11 protein-coding genes are annotated in these 12,124 nt (G+C 39.3%); 4 read left to right on the top strand and 7 right to left on the bottom strand.

All coding sequences use genetic code 11. The features are described from left to right. Positions 1-2: 2 nt before the first annotated feature. Positions 3-1,301: a c-type cytochrome gene (locus tag ACIQXP_RS23285; protein ID WP_293745162.1), complete on the bottom strand. Its 1,299-nt coding sequence runs from the start codon at positions 1,299-1,301 to the stop codon at positions 3-5. 254 nt (positions 1,302-1,555) lie between these two features. Further along, positions 1,556-2,536 (bottom strand): deoxyhypusine synthase family protein, encoded by a 981-nt coding sequence (locus ACIQXP_RS23280; protein WP_090986771.1) that lies wholly within the window; start codon positions 2,534-2,536, stop codon positions 1,556-1,558. A 534-nt stretch (positions 2,537-3,070) separates the two neighbouring features. Between ACIQXP_RS23280 and ACIQXP_RS23275 the strand changes: the two genes are divergently transcribed. Further along, positions 3,071-4,267 (top strand): esterase-like activity of phytase family protein, encoded by a 1,197-nt coding sequence (locus tag ACIQXP_RS23275; protein ID WP_387508158.1) that lies wholly within the window; start codon positions 3,071-3,073, stop codon positions 4,265-4,267. 134 nt (positions 4,268-4,401) lie between these two features. Next, positions 4,402-5,532 (top strand): BamA/TamA family outer membrane protein, encoded by a 1,131-nt coding sequence (locus ACIQXP_RS23270; protein WP_293745164.1) that lies wholly within the window; start codon positions 4,402-4,404, stop codon positions 5,530-5,532. Positions 5,533-5,755: 223 nt separating this feature from the next. On the opposite strand, the gene ACIQXP_RS23265 is transcribed toward ACIQXP_RS23270, so the two are convergent. From ACIQXP_RS23265 to ACIQXP_RS23250, 4 genes are all read right to left on the bottom strand, one after another. Beyond that, entirely contained in the window at positions 5,756-7,444 is a 1,689-nt protein-coding gene (locus ACIQXP_RS23265; protein WP_293745165.1) for a M56 family metallopeptidase, read from the bottom strand. Continuing rightward, complete coding sequence (locus ACIQXP_RS23260) at positions 7,441-7,809, bottom strand: BlaI/MecI/CopY family transcriptional regulator (protein WP_293745166.1); 369 nt, start codon at positions 7,807-7,809, stop codon at positions 7,441-7,443. Before ACIQXP_RS23260 ends, ACIQXP_RS23265 begins: the two co-directional genes overlap by 4 nt. Before the next feature lie 302 nt (positions 7,810-8,111). Then, on the bottom strand, positions 8,112-8,780 hold the full coding sequence (locus ACIQXP_RS23255) for a DUF1345 domain-containing protein (protein ID WP_293745167.1): 669 nt from the start codon (positions 8,778-8,780) through the stop codon (positions 8,112-8,114). 6 nt (positions 8,781-8,786) lie between these two features. Beyond that, positions 8,787-9,569 carry an O-methyltransferase gene (locus ACIQXP_RS23250; RefSeq protein ID WP_293745168.1) on the bottom strand — a complete coding sequence of 261 codons (783 nt, stop codon included), beginning with the start codon at positions 9,567-9,569 and terminating at the stop codon, positions 8,787-8,789. A 44-nt stretch (positions 9,570-9,613) separates the two neighbouring features. Here ACIQXP_RS23250 and ACIQXP_RS23245 point away from each other — a divergent pair, with 44 nt between their 5' ends. Both ACIQXP_RS23245 and ACIQXP_RS23240 read left to right on the top strand, forming a co-directional pair. After that, a complete protein-coding gene (locus ACIQXP_RS23245; protein ID WP_293745169.1) occupies positions 9,614-10,477 on the top strand; it encodes a transglutaminase-like domain-containing protein in 864 nt (287 codons plus the stop codon). 19 nt (positions 10,478-10,496) lie between these two features. Continuing rightward, positions 10,497-11,633, top strand: a complete 1,137-nt coding sequence (locus ACIQXP_RS23240) for a glycoside hydrolase family 18 protein (RefSeq protein ID WP_387508156.1) — start codon at positions 10,497-10,499, stop codon at positions 11,631-11,633. On the opposite strand, the gene ACIQXP_RS23235 is transcribed toward ACIQXP_RS23240, so the two are convergent. Next, positions 11,600-12,082, bottom strand: coding sequence for a CAP domain-containing protein (locus ACIQXP_RS23235; protein WP_387508155.1), 483 nt, complete (start codon positions 12,080-12,082; stop codon positions 11,600-11,602). The two genes, ACIQXP_RS23240 and ACIQXP_RS23235, sit on opposite strands and share 34 nt — an antisense overlap. Positions 12,083-12,124 lie beyond the last annotated feature (42 nt).

Below are 12,124 nucleotides of genomic sequence, written 5' to 3'. Positions count from 1 at the left end.
TATTAATAGTGGCATTTACCACACTCTAAACCACCCAATAACGCTGGTGTAATTTTCTCGCCTTTTTTAATTTTCTCATGCGCTTCGATCACCTTAGCGTAGAAAGCATTATTTTTCTGACCAGAAATATCTGTTTCTTTATGACAGTTGATACACCATTTCATGGTTAACGGAGAATATTGATAAATTTCTTCCATCGTATTAACCGGGCCGTGACAGGCGAAACATACAGGCTCTGTTGGTTGTAATCCTTTTGCTTTGCGGATGGCATCTTCGGCAACAACTACGTGCTGAGAGTGGTTGAAGTAAGCAAAATCAGGAAGATTGTGTACACGTACCCACTCCATTGGTTTAGCTTTACTCTCATCATATTTCTGTGTTTCAGGATCGTAACCCAAAGCATTATAGATTTTCTTGATCTCAGGAGAAACTTCACCATCATATTTATCTCTTGCCTGTACTGCTTTATGGCAGTTCATACAAACATTTAATGATGGTATAGATGCATTTTTAGATTTAAATGCACCCGAGTGGCAATACTGACAATCGATCTGATTGATACCCGCATGCAGCTCATGTGAGAATTTAATTGGCTGAACCGGTTGATAACCAGTATGAACACCTGTATTCCACATGCCCATCCAACCGAATGAACCTAAACATATGATTAAACACAAGATAAAGAACATCACAAATTTCTTGTTTTTGAACATCTTGCGCACACCAACCTTTAATGGCACGTCTTCCTCGATCTCAATACCTTGTTTCTGTAGAATCAAACGCTCTAATAACTTAGAAGCACGACCCAAGATAACCAAAATAACGATGGCTAAAATTACGATAGCTACGATACCTGCAATTGACAAACCTGAGGTACCTTTATCTTCAGCACCAGCCTTTGGCGCATTTGGATCTGCAGCTGCTTTTGGCTCCCCCTCTTTAATGTAGGCTAAGATATCTTTTACCTTGGTTTCGTCTAACTCAGGAAAAGAGGTCATTGGCACTTTTCCATTTTCGTTAAAAAGTTTAACAGCCTCAGGGTTACCAGAAGCTACGAGGCCTTGCGAATTTGGAATCCATTTTAAAAGGAACTCTTCCGAGTGCCGATCACTTACACCCTTTAAGGCCGGACCAACTAATTTAGCATCTAATGCGTGGCACGAAGAACATTTTGCTTTGAAAAGCGTTCTTCCTTCTTTAGCATCCTGCGCATTTACGGTAGAAACCGCTATTACGGAAATTGCTGAAAATACGAATAACGACTTCCAAACGCTTTTTAAAATCATCGAGATATCTCTCATAATGAACACTTTATACTTATTTAATTTACTTTTTGTTGTGAACTTGATGCTGAACTAGGGGTAGCCCCACCAAAACTTGAACAAAAGTATAACTTATTAATAAATCCCATGACATAATAGTGACTTGAAATACAATTTATAATCATTCTAAACAAATGCCATTTCAAGCCATTTTGACAATAAAAATGCCCATTTTGATGAAGAATCTTCAATGGGCATAGTACAAACCAATTTGGTTTATTTATTTTTTCTGATTATTGTTTTAATATCCAGGCAAACATTAATGGCGCTACAATAGTAGCATCACTTTCTACAATAAATTTAGGTGTGTGGATATCCAGTTTACCCCAGGTAATCTTTTCGTTCGGTACGGCACCAGAATATGAACCGTAAGAAGTGGTCGAATCAGAAATCTGGCAGAAATAACTCCAGAAAGGAATATTTTCCATTTCCATATCCTGATAAAGCATCGGCACTACACAGATCGGGAAATCGCCGGCAATACCGCCACCAATCTGAAAGAAACCAATTCCCTTTCCTTCTGAATTTTTAACATACCAATCGGCCAGCCAGCCCATATACTCAATCCCGCTTTTCATTGTGGTTGCTTTGAATTCGTTTTTTATTACATAAGAAGCGAAAATGTTACCCATGGTTGAGTCTTCCCATCCGGGTACCACGATTGGCAAATTCTTTTCTGCCGCAGCAAGCATCCACGAGTTTTTAGGATCGATTTCATAATATTGCTCCAGATCACCACTTAGCAACATCTTATACATAAACTCATGTGGAAAATATCTTTCACCTGCATCATCTGCATCTTTCCAGATTTTGTGGATATGTTTTTGTAAACGGCGGAAAGCTTCTTCCTCCGGAATACAGGTATCAGTAACACGGTTATAGTGGTTCTCTAAAAGATCCCATTCATCCTGCGGACTTAAATCACGATAATTTGGTACACGTTTATAATGGGAATGTGCCACCAGATTCATAATATCTTCTTCAAGGTTCGCACCTGTACAAGAAATAATGGCCACTTTATCCTGGCGGATCATTTCTGCAAGTGAAATTCCCAATTCTGCAGTACTCATTGCACCAGCAAGTGTGATCATCATTTTACCACCTTCATCCAGATGCGTTTCATATCCTTTAGCCGCATCCATCATTGCAGCAGCATTAAAATGGAGGTAATTACGCTCCATAAACTGAGATATTGGTCCTCTTGTATTGCTCATTTCGTTTTGTATTGTTTGCCGCAAAAATAGGTATTTAGGCCGAAAGGTGAAAACTTAAAAGCGTATAGCGTTTAGAGTGTAGCGTTTAGGGCGTAAGGAATGGCGGCAATTAAACGATTCCCAGCAATTGTTAATCCTGAGCGGAGCCGAAGGATCTATTATCCGAAGAATTTATTACTATATTTTTTTTTGGAAAGCAGTTGCAGCTACCTTTATTACTCCGGTTTAGGTGGCGGAGGCCATTGCAACAATTCCCGGCGATCGCCATCCTGAACTTGTTTCAGGATCTTCCATGCAGATAAGTGATCAAATCTATTTCTTGGGAAGCAATGACAACAGCTATCCCCCTTAGTACCTACGTATTTTCTTTACCCTTATTTAATAGTGGATTAACATGCCCGTTCTAATTTCGCGCATCCAATCCAATCAAATGAATAAAAAATTACTTTTTATCACCGCATTATATGCGGTTGCGGCCATTTCCTGAAAAAAAACAAAGGAGAAGAAATTTCCCCTACAGTTAATTACCCGGATATGGCCGAAGTCAATTCACCGGCTATACTGTTTACTACAGCCAACGGCGTAAATGTATATAACGGGGGATTCGGTTCGGCCTTAGCTGCTGATCCGACAGATCCAAATGTATTTTATATGCTTACCGATCGCGGTGCCAATGTAGCTGGACAGGCATCAAACTCTATCATTATCGGCAAACCAGATTTTGCTCCACAGATTGGTAAGTTCAGACTTAAGGATGGTAAACTATATCTCGAACAAACCATAGAACTGAAAAATACATCAGGAAACAAATTAACTGGAACACCCAATCCAACTGGTATGGGTGCTACCGGAGAAACCCCTTTTGATTTGAATGGCAACGCCATTAGTCCGAGTGCCGATGGAATTGATTCAGAAGGACTGGTTAGGACGTCAGACGGTTCTTACTGGGTAAGTGATGAATATGGCCCTCACCTCGTACACTTTGATGCCAACGGAAAAACCCTGGAAAGAATAAATCCCTTCGGAAACGGCACCGGTGGCCGTAAAATCCCAGCTGTTTTTGCTAAAAGACGAGCTAACCGTGGCATGGAAGGCTTAACCATAACGCCCGACGGCAAAACCCTCGTAGGCATCATGCAATCGCCGATGTATAATCCTTCAAAATCTGCGGTTTCCGGTTCAACGGTGATCAGAATCCTAACTTTTGATATTGCTATCGGTAATACCAGACAGTTTGCCTATTTAATGGAAAACGCTTCCTTGACCGGTGTAAGCGAAATTGTAGCCATAAACAGTACTACTTTTTTAACCCTTGAGCGCGATGGTAATTACGGTATAGATCCCGGTAACACCGCTGTACCGTTTAAAAAAGTATTCAAAATTGACATTAGCAAAGCCACAGATATTTCAGATGTGGCAAATGGCGAAAACGGAAAACTCTACGGAGGAAAAACCGTTGAAGAACTGTTAAACGCCAAAGGACTCAGCGATGCCGGAATTGTACCGGTAAGCAAATCGCAGGTATTGGACCTGATTAAAGATCTAACAGGCTCCTACCCTCACGATAAAGCAGAAGGGCTGGCGTTACTGCCAGGAAACATCCTGGTAATTTCCAATGATGATGATTTTGGCGTAGTGGATAATGGCGCCAGTGGATTTGCACAGAAAATTTTACCTGCTACAAAATCGGTAGACCGGAACAGGCTTTATTTCGTTAAAGTAAATCTGTAACTACGATAAAAACTCAGAAATAAAGGAGCGGTAATAAAAAAAACAGCTCCTTTATTTTTATAACCTGGGTTTGGATTTCGGGATCCAGAGACAAAAGCATCCGATCAAATCAATAAAATGAGTAATTTGCGCCGATGAAAAAATATTATCTGGTTATCTTACTTGCGTTTGTTTCAGGCAATTCATTTGCACAGATGAAACTGATCAGGAAGATGCTCTCGAACGAAAAGGATACTACACGCAAAGCCAGCTTTTTACCTTTGCCAGCTTTTGGATATAGTCAGGAAACCGGGTTTGAATTTGGTGTTGGGGCGATTTATTCTTTTTATGTGGACCGTAAAGATACACTAAACCGAAGTTCTAATTTCGCACTGAACACCACTTACTCTACCAAAAAGACAGCTAATTTTATGCTAAAGGGCGATATGTGGACTAAAGGCAATAAATACCATTTTATCGGCGATGTCCGTTTCAAAAACCAACCTTTTAATTTTTATGGTATTGGAAACTACACTACAAAATCGGATGAAGACAAATTAGACCAAAGGATTTTTAAAACACTTTTCGATGCCGAAATGAATACTTTACCAAAGGCTTATACCGGTATTTCACTGGGTTTTGAGAACCATCATTTTACAGACCGGCAGCCAGGCGGTATTTATTCTACTAACCCACAGATTTTAGATAGAGATGGTGGTGCTGTAGCCTGGATCGGTGCCTCGCAGAGTTATGACACCCGTAACAGCAACAACTATCCAACCAAAGGTTTTTTCGGAAGGGTTACTTACCAATATGCCCCTGATTTTTTTGGAGGAGATAATTTCAATGGCTCACAGGTTAAGATCGATCTCCGCGGTTTCTTTAGCATAGCCCCAAAAGTGGTTTTGGGCGTCCAGGGAATTTATTATACCATTCAAAGCAAAAGCACCCCATTTTACTTGCTCCCGCAATTGGGGAATGACCAAATGATGCGGGGCTATTACAGCGGCCGCTACCGCGATGAGAATTTAATGGCGGCACAGGCTGAAATCCGGTACCGTTTTATGAACCGCTTTGGCATTGTAGCTTTTGCAGGTACGGGTAAGGTATTTAGCAATGGCCAGTTCAGTGCCGATGGGCTAAAGCCTAATTATGGCCTTGGCGGCCGTTACTTTTTTGATCCGGCAAAAGGTCTGAGTGTGCGCCTTGATTACGGTATTGGCGAAAAACTGCCAAATGAAAAGCGCCAGGCAGGATTTTATATCAGTTTAGCGGAAGCGTTTTAGAGGATGGATAAGGTAAGATGGAAAAGAGTTGATGGCATAGTGACCTTAGCCTATTGCCCATCCTGAACGGAGTCGAAGGATTTTTTAGCGACTAACCCTCACAGATGGTTTATTGCCACGGAAACACGGAAAGCACGGAAAATACTTACTGTTTACCACTCGTTGATATGTCATCCTGAAGGTATAATTTATTTTATAAAATCAATATGACTGACAGATAAGTTTAAAAATTTTCACCGAATAGTGTAGCTTTCGAAGTTTTAAGATCGAGGTAAATACTGTCTGCTTTAATCAACCCATCAATTTTATTTGAAGACACAGTAGCTCCATTAGCCAAAAATGTGTTATTCGTTTTATTATAAGTTATTTTTGAACCATTAAGTTTAATACCATTATAAATAACCATTGCGTCTCCAAATAAATAAACGATGCTTTTATCCTTACTCATCTTAACAGAATCTTTAGCTCGATATTCTACCTTCGCGTCGGTTTCGTTAACTGGCTGAGCTAAAAGGGCATTTTTTAACTGCCGCTCTAAGCCAGGTTTCTTTGGATCTGCTGCTTTTCCGTTATCGGGTGTTGCATTAAAATTTCCATTTTTCAAATCAAAAACAATAACCGATGCTGTTAATGAATTTCCATCTTTAGTTTTTAATACCGCATTTTTAGCTATCATTTTGTGGTTTGGTTCATCCAGCTGTACATACTTAGCATTTAATCTGCAATCAACAATATCAATTACTGCATTTTCCATAAAAGAAACTTTCTCTTTTATGTCCCCGGTAATTTTAGTAAAAGAGATAATTCGGGGTTTAACCGGTCGCGCTGATTCTTTTGAATTCTTAAAACCATGAAATTCTACAGCACCTTGGTTACCAGGTACCACATTACGCTTTTTTATATTTTTAACAGATCCCGCCATTAAATGCTTCTCAATAGTACCATTATCATTTAATAATGATTGTCCGGTCTCGGCTAAACCTTTTTGAGATGTATTTTCAACCCGGATTTGCCTGACAGCATACACAGATTTAACAGCAAATACCCACAACAGCATTAAAACCATAGGCAACATCAGAAGATAGGCATTTTTTTTCTTATCCGGAGATTTTGAACTAAACAACATTTTAATGCGGGCTTTAATCGGGCTTTTCACAAAATTATGGATCAAGGGCATATCACTTTTGGCAATGGCCAGTTTCAATAACAGACTGGCATAAGCCTCACTTCCATAAGCTGCTGAAGTAAATTCATCTGCCTCATATTCATGCACCTGCTCTAAAGCTTTATCATACAGGTAAACTATAGGATTAAACCATAAAACGGATTTAAAAACCATTAAAATAATTTTATCTATCGAATGGTATTGCCTGGCATGCACCAGCTCATGTTTAAGTAAAACAGCTAAATCAGCATCACCTAATTTATCTCCATCAATAAAAACATAATTAAAGAAAGAGCAATTGGTAAAGCCAGCAGTTTTGTTGATCAGTTTTAATCCCTCATCACTTTCAGTATAGTTTCCAGTATATTTAATCAAGCCGAACAACCGCCAAATGCAAATAAGCAGCAAAACCAAAGTTATGGCGCCATAAGCAAAAGGAACTAAACTTAACCAATCTATTTCGGGCTTTGTTTCTGGTTGATGTTCGACCGCTAAGGATTGAATTAGCTGTGATGGTTTTTCAGCCATTTTCACTTCAGACAAGTTGGCCACAGGGTCTGTATCCAATGTCACCACTTCGTGCTTAATCTCAAATTGCAAAGCTGGAATTACAAAACTCAGTAGTAAAGTGACCAGCAGATAAAAACGATTGATTTTGAAGAAGGTAAGTTTTTGTAAAACCAACACATAAAATCCGAAGAATAATATAGTGCAGGCCGTAACTTTGAGCAGATAGAATAAAATCATGGTTTTGTATCCTGGTTAATGATTTTCTTAATTTCTTCTATATCTTTTTCACTTAGTTTTTCCTCTTTTACCATAAATGATAACAGGCTGGTTGGAGAATTATCAAAATAACCTGAAAACAATTTGGAGAAGGTAGTTTTAGCATACTCATCCTTAGAAATGGCCGGAAAATATTCATAGGTTTTACCGTAAGCTTTATAGTTTACGTAACCTTTCTTTTCTAGCAAACGCACAATAGACGAAATGGTATTATAAGGCGGTTTAGGATCCTCTTCCAATTCATCTATCATGTCTTTAACGAATGCTTTCTGCAGTTTCCATAAAACCTGCATTATGCGTTCTTCAGCTTTGGTTAATTCTTCCATATCCAAATCTATAACTTATTTTTAAGTTAAACAACTGAAAAATAAGTTATATTACTGAAAAATCAGTTTATCACATAAAATACTGACCAACAGACAAATAAAATAATAGATTTATTTCTTCCCATAAGGCATCTATCCTTCGTACCTAAACCAATCTAAGCCGGATGCCGATTCTTCATCGGCAGAAGCGGGAGCGGGACTAAAGACCGCCAAAAGAGATAGACCGTTGATTTCCAAAAAGCTGCTATCTCCTAAAGAATCTGCCTAGACCAAATCAAACTTCGCAAGTCTTTTAACCAGAATTATTTGCTTAGTCCTGCCAACGCATTAATCGTCAGTGCCACAATTACGGTATTAAATATAAAAGCAATCAGACTATGTAAAAGAGACAGCCGTCTGATTTCTCTATCCGAAATTTCAACGTCCGAAACCTGGAAAGTCATACCCAACACAAAGGAAAAATAAGCAAAATCGATAAAATCAGGTTCATCACTGCCCGGGAACTCCAATCCTGAACCACCTTTTTCCGATTTTTCTTTCCGTTTGTCACCATAATATAAATGAGCATAACGCATCGTAAAAGTAGTATGCACCAAAAACCAAGATAAAAACATACCCAGTATGGCGATAACCAGATCAAGAGGCTCAACATCCTTGTTAATAAGCAGTAAAACTACGGCCAGTAAACCTGCAAAGGTAGACACCACCACAATGGCGAAAATTTCTCCTCGGGTTTCATCCTGCATTTTCGCTTTCAAATGCGTTTCGGCAGCAGAAGTATGAAAAAACATGTACCAATGCAGGGTATTGAGTACAAGGCAAAAAATATCCCACCCAAACATAATATGCGTAAGGGCATCCATTTTCCAAAGAAACGAAAGCAGGTAGGCTGCAATGCCAGAGAAAAGGCTGATCAGCAGAACAAATAATGCCGATCGTTTTTGAATACCTGCCAATTTTGGTTCCTTCATGAACGATTAAAACTTAAGTTTAAAATGCTCTTTAGCCTGCCCCTTTTTGAAATAAACCAAACCGATCCAAAACAGATCGATGGTCACGGTAACATCAGGGTGGTTTTTAATTTCGGTCCAGGCTTCTTTCATGCCCTCGCTCCAGTAAATATCATCAAAAATCAGCAATGAATTTTCCGTTACTTTTGGCAGGCACCATTTAAAATAATTTAAGGTAGCATCTTTACGGTGGTTTCCGTCAATGTAAACAAAATCCAGTCTGGGCTGCCGGGCAATAATATCTGGCAAAATCAAATCAAAGTTCCCAACATGAAGTTCGATATTTTCTAAATTCAGTTCCTGGAAGTTTTTTCTGGCAACCTCTGCGGTTTGTGGACACCCTTCTATTGTAGTTACCTCGGTTTGGGCATCTGTTTTCGCTAAATAAGCAGTCGTAATTCCCAAACAAGTACCCAATTCGATCGCACTTTTTGCTTTAGTGTTTTTAGCCAGCCGATAAATAAGCTTGGCTAATCTTGGGCTTTTTAACGCATTTTTGGCAATCTGACTTACCTTCTTTGTTCGGTTTTTATTAAGGAGAGACCCTGCCCCCAGGTCGGTAACAGTGATAACGGAATCGTCATTAAAAAGTTTTTTTCGCTGCTCTTCTATATTTTTATATTCAGATTTATCGTTAAAATCGTAAATTACCTCATCAGCGAGCTTATACACAAATGGCGAATGCGTTCCGTGCCGGCTCTTAGCTGTTAAACGGTGTTTAAGATAATCTTTAATAAATTGAAATAACATAATATTGCAAAAGTAATTAAACACCGCAAACGTATGTATGTTTTATGGAAAATATCGCAGAGATAAGTGCTTTAGTTAAATTATTGGACGATCCCGACGAGGAAGTGTATCACCATGTGGAGAAAAAACTGCTTGAATATGGTGGTGAAGTTATCCATTACTTAGAAAATGCATGGGAACAATCCTTCGATGGACTGATGCAGGAACGCATTGAAAACATTGTTCATCAAATCCAGTTCAAAACGGTAAAAGAAGATCTAAACCTTTGGTATTTAAGTGGTGCTTTTGATTTATTGCAGGGCACTTTGATCATAAACCGCTACCAATATCCTGACTTAGACGAACAAAAGGTAATTAATCAGATTGAAGAGATTAAAAGGGATATCTGGCTGGGCCTGCAATACGAAATGAGTTCAGTTGAGAAAGTAAAACTGATCAACCATGTTTTATACCAGCAATATGGCTTTAGCGGCAATACCAAAAACCACCATGATCCGCAAAACTCCTACTTAAACCAGGTTTTAGAAAGCAAAAAAGGCAACCAGATCTCTCTAGCCATTATTTATTCTACCCTGGCCCAAAAACTAGACCTGCCCGTGTACGGGATCAATTTGCCGCAGCACTTTATTTTGGGTTATATTGATGACAGTAAGCAAGAGGGTACCGAGTATGGTGTACTCTTTTACATCAATGCTTTTAACCGGGGCAACATTTTTGGCAAACACGATGTAGATCAGTTTTTGCGTCAGTTAAACTTAGAAGCTTTGCCTGAATATTATAAACCGTGCAGCAATACTGATATTATCCGCCGGGTAATCAGAAACCTGATTTCGGCTTATGAAAATGCCGGAGCCACTGAAAAAGTAGCAGAATTAAACGAACTTCAAAACATTTTAGCAGAAAAATAGTCCGTAAATACCGCCACCTGTGTTTAAAAATATCAGAAATCTATCCTTAACCTGTCTTTTAACAGCCTTCTCACTTTTCCCGGACAATTTACAGGCACAAAAAACAGTTAAGCCAAATGTTATTGCTTACTATACGGGCCAGGGTTCAGTTATAGATAGTTTTCCGATTGAAAAGATCAGCCACCTGATCTATAGTTTCGGACACTTAAAGGGCGATAGTTTGAACATCAGGGCAGCCAAAGATTCGGCCTTGATTTCGAAAATGGTGGAGCTGAAAAAACGGAACCCCGACTTAAAGGTAATGATTGCCATGGGTGGCTGGAGTGGGTGCGCTACTTGTTCGGAAGTATTTAGCAGAAATAAAGGACGAAAGACATTCGCCAAAACAACCAAAGCGCTTTTAGATTTCTTTAAGGCGGATGGGATAGACCTCGATTGGGAATACCCGGCAGTTTTGGGTTATCCCGGGCATCGGTATATGCCAGCTGACAAGCATAACTTTACTTTATTGGTTAAAGAACTGAGAAATAAACTTGGTAAAAAAGCAGAGATCAGTTTCGCGGCGGGCGGCACTCAAAACTGCATTGATTCTTGCTTCGAATGGGACCGGGTAATGCCACTGGTAAACCGCGTTAATGTAATGAGTTACGACCTTGTAAGTGGGTATGCAACACAAAGTGGCCACCATACTCCTTTATATTCTACTCCGCAACAAACACTATCCGGAGATTATGCTGTAAAAGCTTTAATTGGTTTAGGTGTACCTGCACGGAAAATTGCCTTAGGCGCAGCATTTTATGCCCGTATTTTTGAAAACACTATAGATGCCGACCATGGATTATATCAGCCAACAAAATTTTTAAAAGGCGTCTCTTTTAAAGATTTTGGCAAGCAATTTTCAACCGAAAATGGCTATACATATTTTTGGGACGGGATTGCCGAAGCGCCCTATTATTATAACCCACAAACCCGGTATTTTGCTACTTTTGATGACCCTAAATCAGTTTCATTAAAAACGAAATATGCAATTGATCAGAAATTAAATGGCATCATGTTTTGGGAGTTAACTGACGATAAATATAATAATGGCCTGTTAGATGTAATTGACCAGACGATAAAAGATTATTTAGGACTCCCGAAAGTTACTACCCAATAATTTTGTGCCGTACCTACCCCTACCTCTTTACTTTTGGCATCCATCATGGCTTTACAATGGCTTACACTATTTTTCCATGCATTAATAACCTGATCCGCATCAGGATATCCTTTGGCTAAGTTTTCTGCCCTAAAATCGCCTTTGTAACCTGCGCTTGTTGCCCGTTCGGCCGGAGTACCACCGTCCGGAGATAAATGATCAAAATAGTTTTGCTCAGCCATGTCTGCTGCATGCATGATTGCCGCATTTTGCAGCTGATTATTCACAGATAAATCAGCCACCGGAGGCATATATTCAACACCACAATTGCATCCGCGCTGTCTTACCAAATTAATTTTGTTAACCAATGAGGCAAGACTATTTACCGGGCCTGTTATTCCATCTTTTTTGCACTGCACAAATAAAACGCAGAGTAATACAACGGCAAACATGGTCAAATATCTGTTCATATATGATAAGCTACAACGGAGGCAGCTGTAAAGCTGCCTCCA

Origin of the sequence: Pedobacter suwonensis, assembly GCF_044762335.1 — a bacterium.
Lineage (GTDB): Bacteria > Bacteroidota > Bacteroidia > Sphingobacteriales > Sphingobacteriaceae > Pedobacter.
The sequence above is the reverse complement of the archived record's forward strand: the minus strand, read 5'-3'. Positions and strand labels throughout refer to the sequence as shown.

Bases quoted from the DNA above. Each gene is read 5' to 3' on its own strand.
- ACIQXP_RS23285 (WP_293745162.1), bottom strand. From the start codon at position 1,301: ATGAGAGATATCTCGATGATTTTAAAAAGCGTTTGGAAGTCGTTATTC.
- ACIQXP_RS23280 (WP_090986771.1), bottom strand. From the start codon at position 2,536: ATGAGCAATACAAGAGGACCAATATCTCAGTTTATGGAGCGTAATTAC.
- ACIQXP_RS23275 (WP_387508158.1), top strand. From the start codon at position 3,071: ATGGCCGAAGTCAATTCACCGGCTATACTGTTTACTACAGCCAACGGC.
- ACIQXP_RS23270 (WP_293745164.1), top strand. From the start codon at position 4,402: ATGAAAAAATATTATCTGGTTATCTTACTTGCGTTTGTTTCAGGCAAT.
- ACIQXP_RS23265 (WP_293745165.1), bottom strand. From the start codon at position 7,444: ATGATTTTATTCTATCTGCTCAAAGTTACGGCCTGCACTATATTATTC.
- ACIQXP_RS23260 (WP_293745166.1), bottom strand. From the start codon at position 7,809: ATGGAAGAATTAACCAAAGCTGAAGAACGCATAATGCAGGTTTTATGG.
- ACIQXP_RS23255 (WP_293745167.1), bottom strand. From the start codon at position 8,780: ATGAAGGAACCAAAATTGGCAGGTATTCAAAAACGATCGGCATTATTT.
- ACIQXP_RS23250 (WP_293745168.1), bottom strand. From the start codon at position 9,569: ATGTTATTTCAATTTATTAAAGATTATCTTAAACACCGTTTAACAGCT.
- ACIQXP_RS23245 (WP_293745169.1), top strand. From the start codon at position 9,614: ATGGAAAATATCGCAGAGATAAGTGCTTTAGTTAAATTATTGGACGAT.
- ACIQXP_RS23235 (WP_387508155.1), bottom strand. From the start codon at position 12,082: ATGAACAGATATTTGACCATGTTTGCCGTTGTATTACTCTGCGTTTTA.